This is a genomic window from Peribacillus sp. FSL E2-0218, assembly GCF_037992945.1.
Taxonomy (GTDB): Bacteria; Bacillota; Bacilli; order Bacillales; family DSM-1321; genus Peribacillus; species Peribacillus simplex_B.
Genome location: NZ_CP150304.1, coordinates 4,639,437 through 4,664,724, shown reverse-complemented (window position 1 = coordinate 4,664,724; position 25,288 = coordinate 4,639,437). Strand labels below are relative to the sequence as shown.

At 44.0% G+C, this 25,288-nt stretch carries 25 protein-coding genes; 16 read left to right on the top strand and 9 right to left on the bottom strand.

Going from position 1 to position 25,288, the window contains the following annotated elements:
* Positions 1-12: 12 nt before the first annotated feature.
* Together MHI53_RS22570 and MHI53_RS22565 are read right to left on the bottom strand one after the other, a co-directional pair.
* Positions 13-231 carry a hypothetical protein gene (locus MHI53_RS22570; RefSeq protein WP_061143908.1) on the bottom strand — a complete coding sequence of 73 codons (219 nt, stop codon included), beginning with the start codon at positions 229-231 and terminating at the stop codon, positions 13-15.
* Positions 224-847: a sigma-70 family RNA polymerase sigma factor gene (locus tag MHI53_RS22565; protein ID WP_061143909.1), complete on the bottom strand. Its 624-nt coding sequence runs from the start codon at positions 845-847 to the stop codon at positions 224-226. The genes MHI53_RS22570 and MHI53_RS22565 overlap by 8 nt, the downstream gene beginning before the upstream one ends.
* A gap of 183 nt (positions 848-1,030) precedes the next feature.
* Between MHI53_RS22565 and MHI53_RS22560 the strand changes: the two genes are divergently transcribed.
* The 5 genes from MHI53_RS22560 to MHI53_RS22540 all read left to right on the top strand — a co-directional run bounded on the left by MHI53_RS22560 (position 1,031) and on the right by MHI53_RS22540 (position 8,024).
* A complete protein-coding gene (locus MHI53_RS22560) occupies positions 1,031-1,165 on the top strand; it encodes a YvrJ family protein (protein WP_232732473.1) in 135 nt (44 codons plus the stop codon).
* Positions 1,166-1,551: 386 nt separating this feature from the next.
* A complete protein-coding gene (locus MHI53_RS22555) occupies positions 1,552-2,385 on the top strand; it encodes a GNAT family N-acetyltransferase (protein ID WP_340372343.1) in 834 nt (277 codons plus the stop codon).
* Between the two features lie 15 nt (positions 2,386-2,400).
* Complete coding sequence (locus MHI53_RS22550; protein WP_340372342.1) at positions 2,401-2,871, top strand: DinB family protein; 471 nt, start codon at positions 2,401-2,403, stop codon at positions 2,869-2,871.
* Positions 2,872-3,179: 308 nt separating this feature from the next.
* Positions 3,180-6,995 (top strand): bifunctional 2',3'-cyclic-nucleotide 2'-phosphodiesterase/3'-nucleotidase, encoded by a 3,816-nt coding sequence (locus MHI53_RS22545; RefSeq protein ID WP_340372341.1) that lies wholly within the window; start codon positions 3,180-3,182, stop codon positions 6,993-6,995.
* Positions 6,996-7,157: 162 nt separating this feature from the next.
* On the top strand, positions 7,158-8,024 hold the full coding sequence (locus MHI53_RS22540; RefSeq protein ID WP_340372340.1) for a DUF4349 domain-containing protein: 867 nt from the start codon (positions 7,158-7,160) through the stop codon (positions 8,022-8,024).
* 49 nt (positions 8,025-8,073) lie between these two features.
* Here the strand turns inward: MHI53_RS22540 and MHI53_RS22535 are convergent, their stop codons facing one another.
* The 4 genes from MHI53_RS22535 to MHI53_RS22520 form a co-directional block, all read right to left on the bottom strand.
* Positions 8,074-9,441, bottom strand: coding sequence for an amino acid permease (locus MHI53_RS22535; RefSeq protein WP_100533544.1), 1,368 nt, complete (start codon positions 9,439-9,441; stop codon positions 8,074-8,076).
* A gap of 315 nt (positions 9,442-9,756) precedes the next feature.
* Positions 9,757-10,911 (bottom strand): endonuclease, encoded by a 1,155-nt coding sequence (locus tag MHI53_RS22530; RefSeq protein ID WP_340372339.1) that lies wholly within the window; start codon positions 10,909-10,911, stop codon positions 9,757-9,759.
* 207 nt (positions 10,912-11,118) lie between these two features.
* The gene (locus MHI53_RS22525) at positions 11,119-11,466 is read right to left on the bottom strand and encodes a phage holin family protein (protein ID WP_061143915.1); all 348 of its coding nucleotides are present in this window, start codon (positions 11,464-11,466) and stop codon (positions 11,119-11,121) included.
* Between the two features lie 230 nt (positions 11,467-11,696).
* Positions 11,697-12,587 (bottom strand): helix-turn-helix domain-containing protein, encoded by an 891-nt coding sequence (locus MHI53_RS22520; protein ID WP_340372338.1) that lies wholly within the window; start codon positions 12,585-12,587, stop codon positions 11,697-11,699.
* A gap of 478 nt (positions 12,588-13,065) precedes the next feature.
* Here MHI53_RS22520 and katA point away from each other — a divergent pair, with 478 nt between their 5' ends.
* Positions 13,066-14,520 carry a catalase KatA gene (gene katA, locus MHI53_RS22515; protein WP_061143917.1) on the top strand — a complete coding sequence of 485 codons (1,455 nt, stop codon included), beginning with the start codon at positions 13,066-13,068 and terminating at the stop codon, positions 14,518-14,520.
* 142 nt (positions 14,521-14,662) lie between these two features.
* On the top strand, positions 14,663-15,856 hold the full coding sequence (locus tag MHI53_RS22510; RefSeq protein ID WP_340372337.1) for a M14 family metallopeptidase: 1,194 nt from the start codon (positions 14,663-14,665) through the stop codon (positions 15,854-15,856).
* A 119-nt stretch (positions 15,857-15,975) separates the two neighbouring features.
* Here the strand turns inward: MHI53_RS22510 and MHI53_RS22505 are convergent, their stop codons facing one another.
* Together MHI53_RS22505 and MHI53_RS22500 are read right to left on the bottom strand one after the other, a co-directional pair.
* Complete coding sequence (locus tag MHI53_RS22505) at positions 15,976-16,152, bottom strand: hypothetical protein (RefSeq protein ID WP_185113140.1); 177 nt, start codon at positions 16,150-16,152, stop codon at positions 15,976-15,978.
* A 113-nt stretch (positions 16,153-16,265) separates the two neighbouring features.
* Positions 16,266-16,592, bottom strand: a complete 327-nt coding sequence (locus MHI53_RS22500) for a hypothetical protein (protein ID WP_340372336.1) — start codon at positions 16,590-16,592, stop codon at positions 16,266-16,268.
* A 266-nt stretch (positions 16,593-16,858) separates the two neighbouring features.
* Between MHI53_RS22500 and purT the strand changes: the two genes are divergently transcribed.
* The 8 genes from purT (at position 16,859) to rpsN (ending at position 23,731) form a co-directional block, all read left to right on the top strand.
* Positions 16,859-18,016, top strand: a complete 1,158-nt coding sequence (purT, locus tag MHI53_RS22495; protein WP_061143920.1) for a phosphoribosylglycinamide formyltransferase 2 — start codon at positions 16,859-16,861, stop codon at positions 18,014-18,016.
* 248 nt (positions 18,017-18,264) lie between these two features.
* A complete protein-coding gene (locus tag MHI53_RS22490; protein ID WP_340372335.1) occupies positions 18,265-19,638 on the top strand; it encodes an alkaline phosphatase in 1,374 nt (457 codons plus the stop codon).
* Between the two features lie 19 nt (positions 19,639-19,657).
* Entirely contained in the window at positions 19,658-20,302 is a 645-nt protein-coding gene (locus MHI53_RS22485) for a DUF4352 domain-containing protein (protein WP_061143922.1), read from the top strand.
* 105 nt (positions 20,303-20,407) lie between these two features.
* Positions 20,408-20,560 carry a YpzG family protein gene (locus tag MHI53_RS22480; protein ID WP_081092541.1) on the top strand — a complete coding sequence of 51 codons (153 nt, stop codon included), beginning with the start codon at positions 20,408-20,410 and terminating at the stop codon, positions 20,558-20,560.
* Between the two features lie 213 nt (positions 20,561-20,773).
* Entirely contained in the window at positions 20,774-21,154 is a 381-nt protein-coding gene (locus MHI53_RS22475; protein WP_185113145.1) for a nucleotide excision repair endonuclease, read from the top strand.
* 147 nt (positions 21,155-21,301) lie between these two features.
* Complete coding sequence (locus MHI53_RS22470) at positions 21,302-22,993, top strand: HAMP domain-containing methyl-accepting chemotaxis protein (RefSeq protein WP_340372334.1); 1,692 nt, start codon at positions 21,302-21,304, stop codon at positions 22,991-22,993.
* 256 nt (positions 22,994-23,249) lie between these two features.
* Positions 23,250-23,399, top strand: a complete 150-nt coding sequence (gene rpmG / locus MHI53_RS22465; protein ID WP_064462478.1) for a 50S ribosomal protein L33 — start codon at positions 23,250-23,252, stop codon at positions 23,397-23,399.
* 62 nt (positions 23,400-23,461) lie between these two features.
* A complete protein-coding gene (rpsN, locus tag MHI53_RS22460) occupies positions 23,462-23,731 on the top strand; it encodes a 30S ribosomal protein S14 (protein WP_061143926.1) in 270 nt (89 codons plus the stop codon).
* Positions 23,732-24,128: 397 nt separating this feature from the next.
* Here the strand turns inward: rpsN and MHI53_RS22455 are convergent, their stop codons facing one another.
* Positions 24,129-24,515: a VOC family protein gene (locus tag MHI53_RS22455; protein WP_311316494.1), complete on the bottom strand. Its 387-nt coding sequence runs from the start codon at positions 24,513-24,515 to the stop codon at positions 24,129-24,131.
* A gap of 266 nt (positions 24,516-24,781) precedes the next feature.
* On the opposite strand from MHI53_RS22455, the gene MHI53_RS22450 reads away from it, so the two are divergent.
* Positions 24,782-25,051 carry a DUF1292 domain-containing protein gene (locus tag MHI53_RS22450; RefSeq protein ID WP_061143927.1) on the top strand — a complete coding sequence of 90 codons (270 nt, stop codon included), beginning with the start codon at positions 24,782-24,784 and terminating at the stop codon, positions 25,049-25,051.
* The last annotated feature ends 237 nt before the right edge of the window (positions 25,052-25,288 follow it).

Genomic DNA, 25,288 nt, shown 5'->3' with positions numbered 1-25,288 from the left:
CTTGGTGCTTTTTCATTGTTTTTGCTTAGTCAAGAATTCGGCAAGGAACTCCTCGAAATTGGGTGCTTCGATGGCGGCGATCTTTTCATAGGATTCAATGATTTTGAGCTTGATCTCTTGCTCGAGGTCGCTCCGGTCTTGATAGTTTGTGTTTTTTAATGATTTTTTTATTTTTGGATTCAGAGAATTGATTAAGTTCATCAGCTCTTCTTTAGAAAGTTTACTATCCACAATGGCTTTTCTCCTTTCTATCATATACCTCATCCATATAGTGCTTTCGGAGCTTTTTGAGTGCTTGTTTGCGGATGCTGGAAATATTCTGGGGTGACTCATGGAAATAGGCAGCAATCTCTTTATTGGATAGTCCATAAGAAAAGATCATGGTCAGTACCAGGTTTTGTTTGGCCGTTAACTTCTGCAAGGCCTTTATCATCTCTTCATCACTGATATGTGAGGAGAGATCATTCGTTTCCCCCATTTTTTCAAGCTGACCGTCATAATTGCCGATTCGATCGATCATTCTCACGGCATCGCTCGGTGCGGCATCAAGTACCATTCGATAGCGTTCCCGCTGCTTGCGTACCCTTTTATCAAAATCAACGGAGAAAAAATAAATCAAGGAGCACATGTATTTATATACCTTAGCCCGGTAATAGAAAATTTGGAAAGTCTCGTTGAGATGACATATGTTGTGAGAAGAAGGGGAGTCAAGAGTCTCGGTGAGAATCTTCATATGCTCAGGGTTTTGTAAAAATACGTGAATGATCGGTTGTTCAAAGAAAGATGAGTACTGTTGCTGTAAGAACTCTAATGAATGAGAAAAAAAATGAGAAGTTGATGGGTTCATTGTTATCCCTCCTTTAATTATTAAAGTGATAGACAAGGGGAATAAATCAATTATATACGAACATTCGTTCTTTTTTCCATGAATCAATAGTGCTAGATTGATTTTTTTAAACAAGTTTCACTTTAGATATCAGATACATGAAATGGGGTGAAGAGGATGATGATTGAGGATGCTACTGTGTGGGTGTCATTAGTTAGCGAATTTGGCTATCCATTCGTCGTTTCTATGTTTTTGCTCTTCCGCTTCGGTAAACAATTAAAAGAACTGACAACGGACGTAGAGAACTTAAAAAAGTCCGCTCATAAAACGAAACGATAACCTCAGGACGTCATGTGCTAGGTGGTAAAACCGAGTTTCGGGTTCTTGTGAAAGGGAATCCGGAATTCGGGTATAAAGAAATGGGTCTAATGTGTCTCAATATCCCTCCTTATATAGTCAAATAAAAAAACTCAACCATTATTTGGAATATAACATAAAATAGGTAAAAAATAATCCTCAAATGGAATCATTTTACTACAATAATTCATCCGTCCATGGAATTAGATGTGAAATCCTCCTCTTGTACGATTTTAGTTTTATGAATTAAAGTGAAAATACTTTTAAAAAAACAACATTTTCAAAAAACTTACAAAAACTTTGCGGCATCCCATAAAGGGGTGCTGTTTTTCTTATTTTTTGTAATAAACTGATAGTATGGAAAAGGGGTGACAATCTTGAAAGAAAAACAGCTGGAAGATATTCGAATTCTCCAAGAGGAATGTGAAAGGAGTGAGTTCACATTAAAGCTGAACTGGGAAACTCTTCGCAGTCGTAATGGTGTTCATCAAAATGATTTTTTTCATTATGTTGGCTCGAACCTGGTAGGTTTTCTTGGCCTTTATGATTTTGGGAACAAAATCGAGATGTGCGGGATGGTGCATCCGGAGTTCCGGAGGCAGGGAATCTTCACAAATATGATGGAAGAGGCCATAGGAAGTGCAATGAAGCGGGAAAATAAGTTGATCATCTTGAATTCACCCGCCCAATCACCTTCCGGAAAAGGTTTTTTGGCACAGGTGCCATGTCAGCTTGCTTTTTCCGAATATCAAATGAAATGGGCCCAAATGGAGCTGGGTGAATATGAAGATGTCGTCATTCGCCCTTCCCGGAGAAACGATGAAGAAACGGAAATCCTGCTGGATATCCACTGCTTTCATTTTACGGAAAAAGAGGCACGGGATTATTATCAGCGCATTCTCTACGAGGATACGTTGAAAACGATGATGATTGAAAAGGATGGCCGGGCGGTCGGTAAGATCCGTGTTGATCACTCAGGCGGTGAAGCCTGGATTTATGGATTCTCCATCCTGCCGGAATATCAGGGAAGGGGACTTGGCAGAAAGGTATTGAAAAAGCTTGTGGCCGAACAATCCCAGCTCGGATATGATATTTTCCTCGAGGTCGAGGCAACGAATGATCATGCGTTGAAACTCTATGAATCTTGCGGATTCAAGACGATTCAACGCCAGGATTATTACCGATACGAAGGGCTGAAGTGAATGAGGGGGAGTGGAATGCTGACATTATTCACGTATAACTGGCAGGTGCGAAATGAGTGGATCGAATGGTGCCGGCCCTTGGCGAATGAGGAACTTAACCGGCAGCGAACGGGAGGGGTGGGCACCATTTTACGGACGCTGGCCCATATTATCGATGTCGAATGCAGCTGGATCCGGGCTATACAGGGGAAGGCGGATGTCGAAATAAACCTGGATGCTTATACTACCATCGAAAAAGTGGAGGAATTATCCAAGCGTTACCACCATGAAGTGATAGGTTATTTGAAATCTCCTTCATTCGATGATGGGCATGAAATGATTGAACCAGCTTGGATGGGCGGCCGGCTATATGATAAGAACAGAATATTGAACCATCTGATAGCGCATGAAATCCACCATATCGGACAGTTGTCCATCTGGTCGAGGGAGCTGGGGATCGAGCCGGTATCCGCAAGCTTGATCGAGCGGCATTTGCAGGTTCATTGAGTGTCAGGCTGCAGGAGTAATTTTCCTGCGGTTTTTTTGAGGTTGCAAGACTCGAATGGCAATCTGGTCAAATTATGCTTGAAAAGCTATTTGTCGCTTGGTTCGCCCATATTGAAGCGACTTTTTCCCCAAGTAATTCATGGATTCTGGCAAAAAATACCGGTAAAAGGTGCCAAAAATGTGAAAATAAATAGATAAATAGTACCAATTATCCAAGATTCTAAATATTACCGCAAAATGTGACGTTTTTTCGACAAAATCATGGTATATTATTCTAGCATTTTACAAAACTAGAAGGGTTGTGAAGTATGTCGTTCAAGATTCAAGTTAAAAAAATGCTCGCCCCTATGCTTGCTGTAAGTTTGATTACGGCTCCATTTGCCGTGCCGGGGGAGACATCGGCCAAAGAGGCATCCAAAAAGCCGGCGGCCAAACCATTCGTCATATCGGCTCCTGCCGTTAGTTACGCAAAAGGGACCAAGGCGACTGTAACCGTCACCCCGAAAAAAGGCAACAAAGGAAATGAAAGCGTTGTCTTCCAGCTGATGCATGGGACGAAGGTCGTTTCACAGTCAGCCATTGAGACGGATATTAAATCGGCCCAAAAATTCTCTGCATACTTCAACTCGTACCAATCGGGTGATTGGGTCAAGGTATCGGTGGTTTCCAAGTATAACGGCAATACGAGCAACTTCGGAAACAGTCTGGCAACCTCCGTTTCAGATGCACCATTCGAATTGAGGATCATGGAAACGACCGATATACACACGAACCTGATGGGCTATGATTATTACAAAGATGCCGCATCGGAATCGGTCGGCTTTGCCCGCACGGCGACCTTGATCAAGCAAGCACGAAAAGAAGTGAAGAATAGTGTGTTGGTGGATAATGGCGACCTTATTCAAGGCACGCCGCTAGGTACGTATAAAGCGAAGATAGCACCACTGAAAAAGGGCGAGGTCCACCCTGTCTATAAAGCGATGAACCTGCTTGATTATGATATGGCCACATTCGGCAATCACGAATTCAATTATGGTTTATCTTATTTGGACGAAGCCATCAACGATGCAAACTTCCCTTATGTCAATGCGAATATCTATAAAAAAGATAAAGACAAAGATCCGAAAAATGATAAAAATAAATATACGCCTTATAAAATCGTCACCAAGAAGGTAAAGGATATCAATGGGAATGAAAAAGCGGTAAAGATAGGCTATATCGGATTCGCTCCGCCGCAAATCATGGATTGGGATAAAGCGAATCTTGAAGGCAAGGTCATTACGAAAGAAATCATCGCGACTGCGAACAAGTATATTCCTGAAATGAAGAAAAAGGGTGCGGATGTGATCGTGGCGCTTACACACTCCGGATTCAATGGCGACACCAAGAATACCGAGGATGTCATCTATTCATTAAGCAAGGTTTCCGGTATCGATGCAATCACGTTCTCCCATACACATAAAGTCTTTCCGGCACAAGATGAAGCGTCGTTAGACAGTCTATTTAAGGATGGCCAAGGCAAGGTCCTCAAAGGTGTCGATAATAAAAAAGGGACCATAAATGGGGTGCCGGCCGTTCAAGCGGGATATGGCGGCAGTAATCTGGGCATCATCGACCTGGATATCCAGAATATCAAAGGAAAATGGAAAGTCGTTCATTCGGATTCATCAACACGCGCGATCAACGACAAAGTGACAGGGAAAAAAGCGGCTGAAGATCCGGCTGTCGTCAAAGCGGTCAAAAAGGATCACGAAGGTACGATCAAGTATGTCAATACACCGATTGGAACGACTACAGCACCGATCCATAGCTACTTCGCCCTTGTACAGGATGATCCTTCCGTACAAGTCGTGACAAGCGCCCAGAAATGGTATGTAGAGAAATACATCAAAAACAACCGTCCAGAATACAAAGACCTTCCGATCCTTTCTGTAGGGGCTCCTTTTAAAGCGGGACGCAATGGAGTCGAGGAATTCACGGATATCAAACAAGGCGGTCTGACCATTCGCAGCGCCGGTGATTTATATTTATATGACAATACGTTAAAGGCTATCAAAATCAAAGGTTCCGTCGTTAAGGAATGGCTTGAGATGTCGGCAGGGAAATATAATACGATCGATCCTGCCAAAACTGAGGAGCAGGAATTGCTCAATGGAAAGTTTGCCGTCTATAATTTTGACGTCATCGACGGAGTAACCTATCAAATCGATGTCACCAAGGCTCCGCGCTATGATGAAAAAGGAACGAAGGTGTCGGATTCAAGCAGGATTGCCGAGTTGAAATATAACGGTGAACCAATCGATCCGAACCAGGATTTCATCGTCGTGACGAATAACTACCGCGCTTCAGGCGGGGGTAACTTCCCAGGAGTGAAGGGAAGCGAGTATGTAGTCGATTCTGCGGACGAAAATCGCCAAATCTTGATGGATTACATCACGCAAGAGGGTGAAATCAATCCAACCGCTGATAATAACTGGTCGATTGCCCCGATTTCCGGCAAGGTGAATGTGACTTTCCCATCATCGCCAAAGGGTGCGGAATATTTAAATGAAAACAGCCCGATCTCTTATACAGGGAAAAAGGACGATAAAGGCTTCGGCATTTACAAATTCAATCTAGGAAAAGAAAATGTCAAAGTGCAATTGCTCGGTATTAATGATTTTCACGGCCAACTCGATATGACCTCCGATTTTGGCGGCATCAAGCAAGGGCGTGCGGATTATTTGGCAGCGCACCTGAAGCAGCGTAAAGCGGAAAACCCTGCGAATACTCTTTTACTATCGGCAGGCGATGCAGTCGGGGCAAGTTCCCCGGTATCTTCTTTGGTCCAGGATAAACCGACGCTTCAATTTTTGAATGATATGAAATTCGATGTCGGCACCGTCGGGAATCATGAGTTCGATAAAGGGGTGGAAACCTTGATGGCCCAGATCAATGGCGGCAAGTCACCTACCTCCGATGTCGTGTTTGATAAATTGAATTTTCCATATGTGGTTGCCAATGTTGTATATAAGGATACAAAAAAGCCCATTTTGGATCCTTATGTCATAAAAAAGGTCGGCGGAATTGATATTGGCTTCATCGGAGTGGTCACGAATGCGACACCTCAGAAAGTCAGCCCCGATGGCATTAAGAATGTGGAATTCATCGAACAGGCACCTGCCGTGAATAAGGCGGTTGCTGAATTGAAGGAAAAAGGCGTCAAATCGATCGTCATCATCTCGCATGACCCAGGCACTGAAAAAGACGGAGTCATCACAGGTGAAGTGGCTGAACTAGCTAAAGCCGTTGATGATGAAGTCGATGTGATCTTAGCCGGTGATAACCATGCCAAGGTCAACAACTATGTCGATAATAAATTGATTGTCCAAGCTTATTCCTATGGGACGGCTTTCGAAGATGTCGATTTGGAAATCGATCCAGCGACAAAGGATATTGTCAAAAAGTCCGCTGAAATCGTGACCGTCACACAAGATGGCATCACGGCTGATGCAGGGACGACAAAATTCATCAATGATTATTTGGATATGTTCCCAGAGCTGAAAGCACCGCTTGGGACAACGGAAGAGAAGATCTTAAGAACCAATGCCTACACAGAGGAAACGGCACTTGGAAATTTAATCGCCGATTCAATGAAGGCCGATTTGAATTCCGATTTCGCTTTCATGAATCCAGGCGGAATTCGTGCGGACATTCCGAAGGGTGAAGTCACTTTTTCTGATTTAGCGAAAATCCAGCCGTTCGGCAATGTCTTGGTTAAGCTTGAGCTTACAGGAGCGGAAGTGAAAACGTTGCTTCAACAGCAATGGATCGTGGAAGGAGCTCCGAAAACGCTGCAAATTTCAGGATTGAGCTATACAGCTGACTTCAGTAAGCCGGTCACGGAGCGTGTCACATTATTGAAGAAGGCGGACGGCACCCCGATCAAGGATGACGAAACCTACACAGTGACCGTCAATGACTTCATGGCAAGCGGCGGCGATAACTATACCGTCCTGAAAGGAAAAGAACGTGTATTTGGACACGCTGATCTAGAAGCCTTCGTTAACTATGTGAAAGAAACGTTCAAAGGCGGAAAAATCAAAGCGGAGATCGAGCACAGAATTACGAATATCAATAAGTAATGAAGAAAGGGGGAGCGTTCCGGCATACGTTGGACGCCCTCTTTTTTTGTGTTGGGAAAGCTCGAAGGCGCCGTTTTTTGGTTCAGGCAAAAACAGCTCTGCAAGCAGTGTAACTTTTTTCCATCATTCTCGTCGGTACTAGTAAGAAAAGGAGGAATGACGATGAACCGGAAAAAAATGATGCTTATATTCAGCTTGTTCCTTTTGCTTGCGGCATGCAGCAACAATGAAGGTGATAATTCAGTGTCCGAATCGGGAGATGATAAGGCGAGTAGTAAAATGGATGCTTCCTTTTCCGGCGATAAGGAGCCGAAAGAAGAAGTGGCGAAACAAGAAGATATCACGGCCGAGAGGAAGGTCATCCATCAAGCTCAGCTTGAATGGAAGGTAAAGGACCTGGAAAAGGTACAGCAGAGGATAGAGGAGATGGCGGAGGAATACGGAGGCTATGTCGTCGAGTCCAATGTGTACCGGGAAAATGAAGAAAAGATGGAGGGAACGATAACGGTACGAGTGCCGGAAGCCCGTTTTCAGGATTTTCTTGCCGTTAGCGAAGGGGAAGCTTCGAAAGTGGTCGGAAGAAATGTGACCGGCCAGGATGTAACGGAGCAATATGTGGATCTAAAAGCAAGACTGAAGTCAAAGAAGACTGTCGAGGAACGGCTGCTCGCTTTCATGCAGGAAGCCGAAAAGACGGAAGATCTGCTGAAAATATCCACTGATCTTGCCGCGGTTCAAGAAGAAATGGAGCAGCTGACCGGGCAAATGAAATATTTGGAAAACCAAACGTCCTATTCAACGGTCACGATTACGCTCGCACAGGATGGCATCATTGTACCGGGCATTGATAAAGCGGAATTGAATACTTGGGAGCGAACGAAGAAACAGCTTGCAACAAGTGCGAATCTTTTGCTTAAAGCCGGTTCAGGAATCATCGTATTTATCATCGGAAACTTGCCGATCCTCGTTATTTTAGGGATGGCGGGTCTGTTGGTCCACTGGGTGATGAGAAGAAGAAGGGAAAAATAAGCGTAAAAAAAAGAGAGTGCCCAAACTTGATAGGGCACTCTCCCTTTCTTTATCTTTTTCGTTTATGCAAGCCTGTCACATAATACAAGACTACCAGCAGTATGATCCAAATCGGACCGACGATCAGGGCGATTCTTGTATCTGCCGAAAAGCCGAGTATAACCATTACGAATACCAAGAAAGCAAGCGTTAAATAAGAAGTGAATGGGAAAAGGGGCATCTTATAGGATAAGCCTTGTTTTTCCCCCGGACTCATTTTCCGCCTTGAGATGATTTGCGTGATAAGTATGGTTCCCCATGTCCAAAGTGCACCGAATGTAGCGACACTTGTAACGTAACTGAAAACCTTATCCGCTTCCATGTAATTCAGGTAGACACCGAAAAGAAGCACGACAGCCGAAACGATAATGGCCACGCCAGGAACGCCCGATTTTGTCGTACGCTCGAAGCTTTTAGGTGATTCACCTTGCTGCGCCAGGTTGAACAACATTCTCCCGGTACTGAAGATACCGCTGTTACAGGATGATAGGGCCGCAGTCAGAACGACGAACTGAATGATTCCTGCTGCACCCGGTATGCCGATTTTGTCGAACATCATCACGAATGGACTGTCTTTACCATTCATTTGATCCCACGGAGTGATCGATAGAATGACCGTAAGAGCTAGGACGTAAAAAAGTAAAATACGATAAAAGACCGTATCGATGGCTCTTTTTAAAGATTTTTCAGGATTTTTGACTTCACCGGCGGTTACACCGAGCATTTCAATTCCCAAGTACGCGAACATGACCATTTGGAAAGAGAGCATGACACCGGAAATGCCATTAGGGAAAAATCCTCCGTGTTCCACAAGATTGCCGAATCCAACCGCGATTCCGCCGTTCCCCAATCCGAAGATGATCATTCCAAAGCCAAGAACGATCATAAGGATGATCGTAACGATTTTAACGAGGGCGAACCAAAACTCCAATTCACCGTATGCCTTTACAGCAAGAAAGTTGATGGTCGTCATGATGGCTAGAGCGGCTAAAGCCCATGCCCACTGCGGGGTTCCAGGGAACCAGAATTGCATGTAAATCCCGACCGCCGTAATTTCAGCCATACAGGTGGCTATCCAAACGAACCAATAGTTCCAACCGGTGATATAGCCGGCAAGAGGTCCGACAAATTCGCTCGCATAGCGGCTAAAAGAGCCTGCGACCGGATTTTTTATCGCCATTTCTCCCAGTGCCCGCATGATAAGATAGATCATGAGGCCGCCAATGGCATAGGAAATGATTATGGCAGGACCGGCCAATTTAATTGCTGATGCCGAGCCTAGAAATAGACCGACACCAATGGCTGCACCAAGAGACATTAATGCGATATGTCTTTCTTCCAATCCTCTGTGCAATTGAGATTCTTTGGAGTTTTGCATAGTTTTCCCCTTTTCTATGTTGGAGTTTCATCTTCCTATCTAGCATTTTATCACTAGTAGAGCCGCTTACGTATTATTTATTGATTTTTCACATAATATTACAACTAAATAATATATTTTAATAGATAGATTGTAAAGAAAAAAATGAAAACGCTTACCATTTAAGCAATCTAGTTTATTATTCGTCATGTAAATTTATTAATATCCAATTATATTGTTATTTAAACAAAGTTAAAATATGTGATTTTTCTAAAAATTAAGACTTCGTAAGTGGAAAGGGCTGTCCCATTTTCAAGGAACAGCCCTTTAACATGATTATTGCCAGATGGCGGAGGCCCATTCCGGATGATCGATGAATGGGTTTCGATTATGCTGATATTTATTATAAATGACCTCATTTCTGTTCCGCTCGAAGGCATCCACTGGATCCTGTGCATTCCATTGCAGCAGGACGGACAATTTCCCATGATAGGGGGCAGTGCCATTGTTCACTTGATTATTCAGCTCCAAATCTATTTCCCCGCCATCCCCCTCATAACGGACCGCCATATAAAATAGCATTCTGGCAACGTCGCCCTTGACGCTATCGCGCGGCTCCCATGAATCCGAGTCATAATAGTTCCCTTTCGCTTCCGAGTGTTCGGAACCGCCATTATCGAAATCAAGGTTGTTTCTGGTACTGTTGACCGAAACATCAGCTGGGCGAAGATGATGTAAATCGGTGCCTGGTCCTAAAGTGGTCCCGAAGTTTCCATGTGATTTTGCCCAAACATGCTCACGATTCCAATCATTGACGCCAGATCCATTCACCGTCTTTCCTTGAGAACGGCCTGTATATAGAAGAATGACATTATAGGGGTTATTCGGATCCTCATCGGTTTCCCGTAAAGCGCCCCATACATTATCGTACGATATTTCATCATGGTCATCGATGATTTCATGAAGTGCACTCTTTAGCGCAGAACCTGTTTTTCCAATCGCAGTGTCATAGTATGAGCCCGCCCCTGGTGTCCCTGGAACTGAAGCGTCACTTGATTGTATCGCAGTTACATTCTTTATGCCTGGATGGCTGAAATATGCACCAAGCACACCGGTAATCGTTACTTTTTTCCCTTTTAAAGCAGGGTTCGATTTTAATCCGAATTCAGGGCGAAAAGAGGCGGGAACCTGAATATACGCCATGTTGGTCATGTTTGTTTCCGAAGGGCTGTCAGCTAATGCCAAGGCATAATCGTTTGGGTAGCCGCTCGTTATGACTACATTGGCAGAAGTTGGCTGACCCACCACATACCCAGAGACCGTCTTGATTGCGCCGTCTTGATTGGAAATGGCCTGGGCGACGGAATAAGGAGAGGACAAAGAGCCAGCTCCAGCCGCTGCGGATGATGAGGCGCCGGTAAGAACGGGAATAAAGAAAGCAAGCACGAATAAAAGGGAAAGGATAAATCTTGGTTCATGTTTTCTGAACATGTTATTCCTCCATAAATCGATTCATGTTCATTTCCAGGGGAAATGGCATGTATATGTAAGATTATGGGTGGAACCCGTTTTTTCCTTCTGGTTTGTCAAAAATGAGAGAATACAGCTAGTGATGGCTGGCGGAATATAGGGGAATAGCCCGGGAAATATCGAAGCTTGTTAAGAAAGGTGATCGGATGCGAAAAAACCGCCAGCAGCCTACTGACGGTTTTTTTTATTCTTTTTTATGAGCAGGCTTTGAATGAAACTCAATAACAACGATCCGATTAAAGCTCCCCAAAAGGAATATATGTCAAAGCCACTGACTACGTAGGAAGTGATTTGGAATGTGAAGGCATTGATAATGAACGAAAACAATCCGAAGGTCAGGATGGTGATCGGCAATGTAATCAGCTGTAATATGGGTCTGACCAGCAAGTTCATGATGGATAATATGAAAACCGCCAGCAGGGCTGTACCGTAAGATTTGATCGTGATGGAGTCGAGAAGCCAGTCAATAACGAGCAATACTAACCCGTTGATAAGAAAACGCATGATTATATTCATGAAAAACTCCTCCTGAAGTCACTCTACTACAAGCCATTATACTAAAATTTCATGAAATCAGTTATATGTTTGCAGAATTGTCACAAAAAAAGAGAATCATGGTGCCGATTCCTTTGCCAAAAGCAAAAGACCCCATGATAGGAGTCTCCGTTTGCCGGCAAAAGGGGGATTAATCCTCTTTCGCTTCACCATTATCAAGCCAAGCTCACACGATACAGCTTCACTTCTCCTTAGCTATTGGCAACGATCTTTTCGAATGTACTCAATTCCTCCGTATCCTTAAGCTTTGGGTTGTTACTTAAAGACAGCAGGGCGCTTTCAATGAGAAAGATGCGCGGATCGGTGTTTTGTAGAAACTCCTCTTGGACAAAGTGGATTAATTTCAGGTTTTTTACACGTTCTGCTTCATCATCCTGACAAAGCTTGAAGATCATTTTTTTTAAGGCATTAGCAGAGTTCAGGAGTGCTGTATGAAAATCCTGCTGTGTATGGAACATTTCAGGCAGCCATTGCTTGATGACATCCGGTTCCAAAAGCTGTGCGTTGGCTCGGCTCACATCTTCGAAAATGGTTGTAATCCTATCGACACAATATCGGATGATTTCTGTAGGGTTGAAATCAGGCTCCTTAGCCATCGCGTTAAAATGGATCGTTTGGTGCATCATCCCTGAATAAAGGATGGCACAGTCCAGTATATATGGTTTTTTTTCGGCACCGAAAATTTCGAGAAACCGACTTGAGAGCCAATGTATATTTTGGAATTTAACATGTGTAATGAAGTTTTTCAGATCGGTGTCATTTGAAATCATGATCTCTTCATATAAAGTAAATAGTTTACTACTCTTATTGGAGTGGATTTGCAATTCGGATTGCTTAATGAATATTTCAATATCTGCAAGATTTTGTCCAATAAGCAGTTCATTTCGCTCCTTTTCGAATTTTTCCTGGGCAGAAACGAAGACTGCCTTAAGCAATTCACTTTTAGAAGAAAAATAGTTATAAAATGTTCCTTTCGAAATGCGGCTATAATCTAAAATATCCTGAATGGATGTTGCTTGATACCCCTTTTCAATAAATAATTCGTGTGCATATTTAACTACAAGTTGTTTCCGCTCATTCATCTATATCACCCTTAGTCTTATTGGCTGGACATTTTAACGTAATAGTATCTCATTTTCCGAGCGAACACAAACCAGTATATCCCCTATATCCCTAGTAGATTAAGGGGTGCGGCTGCTTTGTCACATATAAAAGAGTGGATGCCTAGTGAAAATGGCTGCGGTCCAATCATAAAACGAAAGGGGCTTCAGGATAGCCCCGTGGTTGGCCATCCTGTTTCTCGATTACTATGCCATTGGAAGGAGAATGGATAAAATCGATTTTCATGGAGGAATATCGCAGATAAGGGGCGTATACCATTATTAGGAATTCATTAGTGGCATTGGATTGAAAACCCTTGGAATGGATTGTTCAGGTACATGATCATCAATCTATTAATGAATTGATTATTATATTAAAATTATTATAAATAAGTATTGATTTTTTCTTGATAATCTTTATCATTATATACATAAATAATAATGAAAAGGTGGTTCAATTATGACGAATAAGAAAAACCTTACAACAAGCTGGGGCGCACCAGTCGGGGATAATCAAAACTCAATCACGGCTGGCCAACGCGGTCCTGTACTCATTCAAGACGTGCACTTATTGGAAAAACTGGCCCACTTCAATCGTGAGCGTGTGCCTGAACGTGTCGTTCATGCGAAAGGTGCCGGTGCATTCGGCACTTTCGAAGTGACGAACGACCTTTCTCAGTATACGAAAGCTAAACTTTTCAATGGTGTTGGCAAGAAGACGGATTTATTTATCCGTTTCTCAACGGTGGCCGGTGAATTGGGCTCCGCGGATACAGTACGTGATCCACGTGGATTCGCGGTTAAATTTTATACGGAAGAAGGAAATTACGATATCGTCGGCAATAATACGCCGGTATTCTTCATTCGCGATGCAATCAAATTCCCTGATTTCATCCATACACAAAAGCGAGATCCTAGAACACATTTGAAAAATCCAACGGCAGTTTGGGATTTCTGGTCACATTCGCCAGAATCTTTGCACCAAGTTACGATCTTGATGTCTGACAGGGGCATTCCGGCAACGCTTCGCCATACACATGGCTTCGGAAGCCATACATTCAAATGGGTGAATGATGAAGGAAAAGGCGTTTGGGTGAAATATCACTTCAAAACAGAACAGGGCATCAAGAACCTGGATGTTAATCTAGCTGCAAAACTAGCAGGCGAAAACCCTGATTATCATACGGAAGACCTTTTCAATGCCATCGAAAAAGGAGACTTCCCGGCATGGAAACTTTATGTTCAAATCATGCCTTTGGAAGATGCGGACACATACCGTTTCGATCCGTTCGATGTGACGAAGGTATGGTCGCAAAAAGATTATCCGTTAATTGAACTTGGCCGGATGGAATTGAACCGAAATCCGGAAAACTACTTTGCTGAAGTGGAGCAAGCCACGTTCTCACCGGGAACATTCGTCCCTGGAATTGAAGCCTCCCCAGATAAAATGCTTCAAGGACGTCTATTTGCCTATGGCGATGCCCACCGTTACCGTGTTGGCGCGAATCACAACCACCTTCCGGTAAATCGTCCGAAGGTGGAGGCGAACAACTACCAGCGTGATGGATTCATGCGGGCAGATGACAATGGCAAGGGCTCGGTTTATTATGAACCGAATAGCTTTGGCGGTCCTGTGGAATCAACGGAAAATAAAGTCGCTCCTTTTGAAGTGACTGGGCAAGCTGCCCAAGTCGGCCATAATTCCGATGATCACTACACACAAGCGGGCGACTTATACCGGTTATTGAGTGCCGAAGAGAAAACCCGCCTCGTGGAAACGATCGTCGGCGCAATGAAGCCTGTCGAATTGGAAGAAATCAAGCTTCGTCAAATCGGCCACTTCTACAAAGCCGATCCAGAATACGGAACACGCGTCGCCGAAGGTTTAGGCTTGGCGGTCCCGCAAGAAGCGTAATATGTAACCCGTTTAAGCAGGCATCCATTGGATGCCTGCTTTGTTTTTGTGAAGTCAGGATGGGGCGGCACTGCCGGGTTTTGGTGCATTAGCCATAATTCATTAAAATGAGCATACACATATGGGTAAGGGGAGGTGCAATATGGACGTTTATGTGAGGCAGAATGACTCTATATGGTATTATAGCCAATTATTCAAGGTCAACTACCAACTGATCATTGATTCCAATCGGGGAATCGATCCACAGGGCCTCATGATAGGACAGCGAATCAAAATTCCCGGCTTTACGTCGACGGCTTATAAGATTAAGCGGGGGGATTCATTATGGGCAATTGCCAAATCACGTAATCTTTCATTGGATGCCTTATTTGCGGTTAATCCTGGCCTCAACCCGAATGCCCTGCAAGTCGGCCAGACGATTGATGTGCCAGTAAGGATTACGTGGAGGCTCACACAAGGGAATCAGAACTATGACTATGAGACATTGCTTGCCGATATTGGACGGCTGAAAAACATTTACCCTTTTATTCAAACATCCCCGATTGGCGACTCGGTGTTAAATAGGGATATCCCCGAAATCCTCATCGGGCAGGGGGATAAACGCATTCATTATAATGGATCGTTTCATGCGAATGAATGGATTACGACCCCAGTGATCATGACCTTTTTAAATGATTATGTGTTGGCAATCACGAATCAAACGGATATCCGCGGTCTTTCCATGTTGCCCTATTATCAACAGACGCTTCTGTCGATCGTCCCGATGGTGAACCCGGATGGAGTGGAATTGGTGCAAAACGGCCCGCCGGCAGATGAGACATTGAGAGCGAGGCTCGTGGGATGGAATAGTGGCAGCGAGGACTTTTCCGGATGGAAGGCGAATATCAATGGCGTCGATCTGAACGATCAATTCCCCGCAAAATGGGAGCTGGAGCAGGCCCGCAACATGGTAAATGAACCAGGCCCGGCCAATTATTCGGGAACAGGGCCGCTTACACAGCCAGAAGCGATTGCGATGGCAAATCTAACGAGAAAGCGCGACTTTGCGAGAGTCCTCGCATTCCATACTCAAGGAGAGGTCATTTTTTGGGGGTTTGAAGATATGGAGCCGCCAGAGTCTGAAACGATAGTCAATGAGTTTGCGAGGGTAAGTGGCTATGAGCCCGTCAAGTCGGCCAATAGTTACGCAGGGTATAAGGATTGGTACATTCAGGACTGGCGGAGGCCGGGATTTACCGTTGAGCTTGGTAAAGGAACCAACCCGCTTCCTATATCCCAGTTCGATGAAATTTATCAAAAGTCACTTGGGATCTTCTTGGCAGGCTTGTATATGTAAACGCTGAACATGCAAAAACGCTCTGCTCCCAGTCGATGGGGGAAGAGCTTTTTATCTTATCGATTATTGAGATAAAACGATGAGGGCTGCTGCAAAAAATAAGTAAAGGTACGCTTTACTTATCGATTGCAAAAATAAGTCGCTATTAAGCCTAAAAAATAACGGTCATCCGCCATTATTGGTCCAGGATATTGCAGCCCCTGAATGATAGGTACTCTAATCGTTTTGCGGTAAAGAAGTTTACCCTCTTTAGCGCCTGTATCGGCCCCGCCTACGCCAGATACTTTGACGGCCACGCATGCCATCCAACCTATATTCATTATAATAGAAAGCGCTTACATTTACAAAAATATTCGTAGTGCAAATTTCGACATTCCAAGCTTTCATTGAAGGAAAGCTTGAAGTCAGTTTACATTTCCATGAAATCCTGAAGCTTTTTCGTTAGCCCTCCCTTGCCGAATTTTATCGGTTTTGCCCGCCCTATCGTTTGTTCCGAATCAGATGCGTATTCGAGAAAGGCTAAAAGATTGATCCGCCGGTATAGAATATCGATGATGCCATAAGCATGGAACCAATTATCGATCGTATTGTAAACCCCTCTATTCAGGGCATATTGCTGCTGGCACCAATGGAAGAACATTCTGTCTGGAAGGTTAAGGTGCTCCATCTCTTCCAATCGGCCATGATTCTTCCGTTCTTTTTCAGGTAATTTGCAGCCCAGCCTTTCCTTTTGCATAGTGTCTGGCCCCCTTCTTTTTTTGAAAGCGAAAAGCCCCCTATTCAGGTGAATAGAGAGCCTCCAGTTAACTGGTCAGCGTATTTATTTTTCTTATAAGGAAAAGGATAAATCGATTAATCTTAGTTGTCAAGTTGGTATTGTAAATCCGTCACTTTTTAATTATTTGAGTCATATTTTCAGAGTGAGTTACTATAAATACGAATGAAAATTATATTTTTTATGTTATAGTTCGTATATAATTGGTTTGAAGGGGGAGAGGCTGAATGTATAAATCAAAAAAGATTCTATTATTGGGCTCAGGTGAATTGGGGAAAGAAATCCTGCTTGAGGCACAGCGTCTTGGGGTGGAGACAGTGGCAGTCGACCGTTATGAACATGCCCCTGCCATGCAGGTCGCCCACCGCAGCCATGTCATCAATATGCTGGATGCAGCACAGCTTCGGGGAGTCGTGGAAAAAGAACAGCCTGATTTGATCGTCCCGGAAATCGAAGCCATCGCTACTGCAGCATTGGTGGAATTGGAAGAAGAGGGCTTTCCCGTCATTCCGTCCGCGAGGGCAGCAAAATTAACGATGGACCGTGAAGGAATCAGGAGACTGGCTTCCGAATCCTTGAACATTCCGACTGCCGCCTACAAATTCGCTGATACATATGAAGAATTTGTCCAAGCTGCCAAAGAAATCGGCTTTCCGAATGTCATTAAACCGCTGATGAGCTCCTCTGGGAAAGGGCAAAGTGTGTGCCGCACGGAAGCTGACCTAAAAGAGTGCTGGAAAATCGCCATGGAAGGCGGCCGGGTTCAAAATGCGCGTGTGATCATTGAAGAATTCATCCATTTTGATTCGGAAATCACATTGCTGACAGTCCGAGCCGTAAACGGGACCCTGTATTGTGCGCCCATCGGCCATATTCAACAGGGCGGGGATTATATAGAATCGTGGCAGCCGCATGATATGACGGAAGCCCAGATAAACGAAGCGAAGCGGATTGCCCTAGCCATTACGGATGAACTTGGAGGATACGGATTATTCGGAGTCGAGCTTTTCCTTTCAGGGGATAAAGTCTATTTCAGCGAAGTATCTCCCCGTCCGCATGATACGGGACTGGTGACATTAGTGACACAGAATTTATCCGAGTTTGCCCTGCATGTTCGAGCGATCTTGGGATTCCCCATCCCGGAAATCCATTTGATCACCCCAGGCGCTAGCCGCCCATTAAAGGCGTCCGAGGAGTTGGCGGAATATTCGATCGTTGGTGTTGATAAAGCTTTGGCTTTACCGAATACGGAGGTGCGCCTCTTCGGAAAACCAGTCACCAAGATTGGGAGAAGGGTGGCCGTTGCCCTCTCATCCGCTGCTTCAATCGAAGCAGCGAGGGAGAATGCGGCCCGGGCTTTGGAATGCTTAACGGTGAAGAAGTAAGAGGGAAAGGCGCTCCTGTAATGGAGCGCTTTTTTTTATGGCATGAATTTATCACCTCACCTTTAGTGCTTGCTTCTTATTGTCCTCATCAGAATATGCTGCCGGTGTAATGAGCTTCGCCATTAAGCGCTGGATTTACTTTGTCTTCACATTAATCCTACCGTATTTTTACATCCCCTTGACACTGTGTTCATTTTTGCCCTTTATAGTTTAATTAAATATTCAAACATTAAAGGGAGGTCATTCATTTGAATCGTACATGGAGTAAAAAGGTTTTGCCGCTTACGCTGGCATCGGCACTGACAGTTGGAAGTTTAACTTGGTCTGCATCAGAATCTGCATCGGCAAGGGGCAAGTCGAATGAAGATCCGGAAATCAGGAATGTCATCTTCATGATAGGTGACGGGATGGGTGTTTCCTATACGTCCGCTTACCGGTATTTAAAAAATAACCCGAATACCATGGTGGCGGAACGGACAGAGTTCGATAAATACCTGGTTGGTCAGCAGATGACATATCCGGAAGATGCTGCCCAAAATATTACGGATTCAGCTTCGGCCGCAACGGCAATGTCTTCCGGCGTGAAGACTTATAATGCCGCGATTGCGGTGGATAATGATAAATCCGAAGTCAAAACCGTCCTCGAAGCAGCGAAGCAAAAAGGAAAAGCGACTGGATTGGTCGCCACCTCCGAAATCACTCATGCGACACCTGCATCATTTGGCGCTCATGATGAAAACCGGAAAAACATGAATTCGATTGCCGACGATTATTATAAAGAGCTGATCAAGGGCAAGCATAAAATCGACGTCCTCTTAGGCGGCGGAAAATCCAATTTTGTCCGCCCGGACATCAATTTGGCGAAGGCCTTCAAAAAAGACGGATATAGTTATGTGACGGATAAGAAACAAATGCTCAAGGATAAAAATGAGCAGGTGCTAGGTTTGTTCGCTTCCGAAGGACTCCCGAAAATGATCGATCGCCCAAGTGAAACGCCTTCCTTGAAAGACATGACCAATTCGGCGATTAAGCGTCTGGATAAAAATAAGAAGGGGTTCTTCCTGATGGTCGAGGGCAGCCAAGTCGATTGGGCTGGACATGATAATGACATCGTTGGCGCCATGAGTGAAATGGAGGACTTTGAAAAGGCATATAAAGCGGCGATAGAATTTGCGAAGAAAGACAAACATACCTTGGTAGTGGCAACGGCAGACCATTCAACAGGAGGATTCTCGATCGGTGCCAAAGGTATATATAACTGGTACGGTGAACCGATCAAGGCGGCCAAACGCACCCCGGACTTCATGGCGGATGCAATCGTAAAAGGGGCCGATGCTGAAAAGACTTTAAAGCAATTCATCAATCAAAAGAAATTGAAGCTAACGAGCGAGGAAATCAAGTCGGTAACAGATGCGGCCGAAACAAAAAATGTCACGAACATCGATAACGCCATAGAAGCAATTTTCGATAACCGGACGAATACAGCATGGACCACCGGAGGACATACGGGTGAAGATGTACCGGTCTATGCTTATGGACCTTATAAAGAACGTTTTGCCGGGCAGGTCGATAACACGGATCATGCCAAGATCATCTTTGAGCTATTAAAGAAACAGAAATAACATTTCGGGGAGGGATTCCATGAACAGACTGATAATAGGTGCCTTTATATTGACCACATTCGGGGCTCTTAATACCCAACCTGCATTTGAAGAAAAGGCGGCTAAAGAAAAAACGGAGGAGATGGGCGCTCCACTGGTGAAGAAGGATGTCTATGTTCCGAATCCACAGCTGCCTGATGATAGGAAGCTAACCCAAATCGGCCAGGATGTCTCGGATGCAAAGGGCGAACTGACATTGAAGGCCTTTAAAAAAGTGAACGAAGCAATCAATGTTGGACCAATCGAGGTAACGGTCAAAGAAATGAAGGTAATGCACGTTACACCGGATTACAGCATGATTGATTTCTTTCATGGCTATACACATGCTGAGGATTTCGACATCGTAAAAGTGAAGGTTGATATCAAAAACAATAGCGATAAAAAGATCAAGTTCTCACCGGTCGCTTTTCTGGAAACCAATAACGGGGAACACCTTCCATGGGAGGATGATATCTACTTGGAGGAACTGAACGGCGAAATGGCCGGGAACGGTACGAAAAGCGGCAATGTAGGCTTCATTGTAAAAAAAGGGGATGTGACGGGAATTACCTTCATGACAAGTGATGCGGTCAATGGTGAAGGGAAGGTCCTGGCAAAGGGGAAGTCGGTTGAGTTGGAATTTTGAAGGAAATGTTGTATGAAAGAGATGCAAAAATCAAATACTAGAGCAAGTGATAGGGATTCTTATCACGGCTGAAATATCCAAATCCTAATGATGGGGTGACACAGAATGAGTTATAAAGATCATTTAGATCCACATTCTCAAAAGTTTCACCATAATTGGACAAGACCTAAGCGTTCGAAGTCTCAAGTTAATGGCCATACGGAAGTATCGCAAACAAACATTATCCTAAGAAGCAATGCAAAGGCTCACAGGTGGTAACGGATATTTCGACTAAGAAGGAGACTCTTATTGAGTCTTCTTCTTTATATTTCATGGTGATGTGTTAAGAAAAATGGCAAACAACCCCGAACCCATTACGGCATGCATGGCTTTTCGTTCGTAATTATGATACCATTTACCTTTAAGAAAAAAGCGATTGGGCTGTATCACAGGAATTTGAATGTGCTTAGCTTATACAAATAGAGGACGTGAATTGTAATGATAAATATTGAAATCCCTGCAGCGGATATTAGCATTAAACAAAGAAAACAAGTGATAGAGGGAGACGAAGCAGTCATTCCTGAAATATACGGATTTATCGATTTTCATTTGATTCCCCGCGATAAAGGCGGCATCATCTTGTTTTACAATGAACGCGAGGAACTGATTTTCGTCGGTAAAGCTCGTAAGCTGAGACCAAGGGTCAAAAAGCATTTCGAGGATAATGTGTCTCCGATTAAAGACCACCGTAATGAAGTGAAGAAAATCGACATCCTTATCGTCGAGGATCCCATGGAACGCGAAATTTACGAAACCTACATGATCAATACACTTCGAGCTAAATACAACGTCGATAAAGTGTTTTATAAATGAGGAAAAAAAAGCTGGCTGCATGTGCAATCAGCTTTTTTTGTGCGCAATTTCTCTTCTCCCTGATAGAATTTTTTTCATATGAACCGATAATAACAGAAAGGAAGCAAAAGCAAGATGTGGTTTATATAGAAAAGGGGGAAGGCTGGAATGAAATTTTCCATCAAGAAAAAATTGATCATGAGCTCTATGCTCATCTCTATCATATTTGGGGTTTCTGCATTCATTTCTTACACCAGCATGAAAGAAATGAATAGGGATTATGATTATATCATCGATAATATAACGGAAGTGAACACCAACGCACAAAGTATCCAGAACGAGGCCACTCGCCAGGTTTCTTACATAAGGGGATATCTCTTATACGGCACCTCCGAGATGAAAGAAAATGTGTACACTTCCAATGAAAAAATCAATCAGTTAATAGCGCAGGCAAAGGATATTTCGTCGGTGGCAGCAACGGATCGACAGCTGGAGGACATTCAGGAATCGAATGCAGCCTGGATAGCGGAGAACACAAAGCTCATCGAGGTTGCCGCTAAAGACGTAAATGAAGCAAAAAAGCTGGCCCAGGAAAAAGTGGTGCCGATCAGTACGAAATTGGGTGAACAAACCTATGCATTAAATGAATCAACCGAAGGCGTCATCAAGGCGAAGGTGAAAGAGGCGAAAGAGCAATCCGAGAAGGCGACGGACAAAATCATGATCATCAGCATATTTGCTTTTATCTTTGCGATTGCAGCTGGATGGCTGACAGCCAATCTGATTTCCAAGCCGCTTAAAAAGCTGGGGGCTGCTGCCAACCAGGTAGCGGAGGGCAATTTGATGGTCGAGAGAATAGAGTTGAAGAGCAGGGATGAATTATATGAGTTAAATCAATCCTTTGAAAAAATGACCAAGCATCTTCGCGATACACTTACGGCAATTTCAGCCAATGCCGGAATGGTAGCCGCTTCTGCCGAACAATTAAGTTCAAGTGTTAATCAATCGAGCATTGCCGCTGAAACGGTGGCCACATCGATTCAGGAAATTTCGGGGGCATCCGAGGAGACGACAAAACAGCTTGAAGGCAGTCTTGGAACGTTGAATGAAGTTGTCCAGGGAATCGTTCGGATATCGGACAGTACCTCCAGTGTAGCTGAATTATCAAGGGAATCTGCTATGCAAGCTGAAGAGGGCAGTCATTTTGTTGAGGAAAACTTGAATCAAATGCGATTCATCCATGAATCCGTCAATCAATCGAATCAGGTGATCGGCTCCTTGTCCGATCGATCTCATGAAATCGGAAAAATCATCGAGGTCATCACCGGAATTGCGGGACAGACGAATTTGCTGGCACTCAATGCAGCCATTGAAGCTGCTCGTGCTGGGGAACATGGTAAAGGCTTTGCCGTTGTGGCAGAGGAAGTGAGGAAATTGGCTGAGCAATCCCAAACCTCAACTAAGCTGATTGCCGATTTGATTAACGGCATGCAAAACGACACGAGAGATTCAGTGAACATAATGAAAAAAGTGATGGAAAATGCCGAGGAGGGTGTGAAGGTATCTGTCGAGACTTCCAATAAATTCTCGCAAATCCTGGACAGTACGAGAAGCATTACACCTAAAATCGAGGAAATCAAGGCCAGTGTCCAACAAATTTCTGCAAGCATAGATGAAGTGGCACAGGTTTCCAATGATATGACGGCGCACGCCCAGGAAAATGCCGCCAACTCAGAAGAAGTAGCGGCATCGACAGAAGAACAGCTGGCATCCATGGAGGAAGTCGATTCCTCCATCCGTTCGCTTTCATCCATGGCTGAAGAGCTTGAGGATATGGTCGGGAAATTCAATATCAAATAATAAAAATTCTAGACTGAAGACTAACTCGAAATGCATTGGGGTTGTCTTCGGTTTTTTATTGGTTCGGGAAAAATCAGATGCAAGGCCTGAAGGATTTTTCTGAATTTGAACGATAAAAAGAATAAAAAAAACTTGCAAATAGTAATCATTACGTTTTATTATGAAGAGGAGCTTTTTAAAGTGATGGAAATCAGGGGATTAAATCGTAATCATTACGTTTGGTGTTGTGATTAGAAGGAAAAAGGAGGAAAAGGAAATGAGAGTGAATATTACTTTAGCATGCACGGAAACAGGGGACCGTAACTATATTACAACGAAGAATAAGCGGAATCATCCGGATCGAATCGAATTGAAGAAATATTGTCCACGCTTAAAGAAACATACGATCCATCGGGAAACGAAATGATCGCTTTTAAATCGTAATGATTTTGTTTTATGTGAACCAGTTAACGTAAAGGAGATTGAAAAATGGCGAAAAAATCGAAGGTAGTGAAAGCACAAAAACAGTTGGCACTGGTTGAAAAGTATGCGGAGCGCAGGCGGGAATTGAAAGAAAAAGGGGACTATGCAGCATTGGCCAAACTCCCCCGGGATTCCTCCCCGACAAGGATCCATAATCGCTGCGGAGTAACGGGAAGGCCCCGTGGATATATGCGCAAATTCAACATGTCACGAATCGCTTTTCGCGAGCTTGCCCATAAGGGGCATGTACCGGGTGTCAAAAAGTCAAGCTGGTAACAGCCGGCTTTTATTTAATTGTGGTGATGAAATGAGATACCCCATCATTTAATGTCCGAAACTGCGCGAAAATCCATCCGATCCGTCAGATAAATCATCCGATTGGGGGATGAATCGTCCAAACGCGCGAGAAATCCGTCCGAGTCGGAGATAAATCGACCGAAAGTGGAAATAATCCGTCCGAGTCGGGGATAAATCGACCAAACGCGCGAGAAATCCGTCCGAGTCGGAGATGAACCGACCGAAAGTGGAAATAATCCGTCCGAGTTGGAGGTGAATCGTCCCGACGCGGAGTATATCGTCCGGATGAACCTAAACAGTCAGCGTACCAGGATGCAGCGTGGGTGAAGGGCAAAAAAGCAGAAGTCGACTGGACTCTGCTTTTTTAGCATGCGATTTATCTTTGGAAAAATTCAATCCATTCTTTTTCCGGTCCATATATGTAGAAGTAGCGGTAGCCATTTGGAAGGGTGACGATTTCCTCGTCGATCAGCTCGATGTCATTCAGTTTTTTGATTCGTGCATATTCTTTTTCGATATCATCAACGGTAATGGCAAAATGATGGATCGTCGCTTCAGATGGCAATGTATCGCTATACCCCTGAATCAATTCGATTTCCGTTTCTTCCGACTCCTCGTAACCCAGGAATGCCAGTTGGATGACACCATTGGTATGAGGAGTACGCGCTTTTAATTTTAAATCCAGCACGTCCTGATAAAAAGTGATGGACTTTTCAAGATCTCTTACGACAACTCCAATATGATCGATTCTTTTTGCGGGCAATGAAACAGCCTCCTTTATTAATAGTTCAATATATAACATTATTCGGAATTGGATTCCCTTTTTTAACTGTTTTTCAATATTTTTTCTATTGATCATAATGTTTGGAACGATAGGGGTCATCCTGTATAGGCCATTGGCTGGCATTGATTCTAAGTAGCGGAAAAAGAATTTCCCTAGTTTTCAGGGCAAAAGTTTGTTTCTGAAGGAAATAGCCGATATACTATGGAAACAACTCCATTATGAATGGATAAGAGAGGAGAGATAGGATGGGTAACATTCGTGAAGGTGAGGTTTTCACACTTACAGATGACAGTGATGAGGCTCATGAAGTTGAGGTTTTAGGCTCATTGGATGTAGAAGGAACGGAATATGTGGCAGTCGGTTTGCTTGAAGATATTGAACAAGATACAGAGGAAGACATCGATATTTTCTTCTTCAGGGTCGAGGGCGAAGGCGAACTGTTCGATATCGAATCGGACGAAGAATTCGAAAAGGTATCTTTGGCGTTTGAAGCTGCTTTTGAAGCGAAGGCATAATGGACAAGTCAAGGACACGACACACAAAAAGGTTTCGGAATGGCCTCATTCCGAAGCCTTTTTAATTACTTATTGGAATGGAAGCACTTGCGATGCAATCTATACCTGCACCGAAAATCAAAGCTCCAAACACAAAAACCATAAACAGCCTCGATGAATCTTGAGTTTGCCTACAGTTTGGTACGGCACGATCCGCGCCGTTGTCTATGTACAAAAAGTATTGGCCCCGCCTACGCC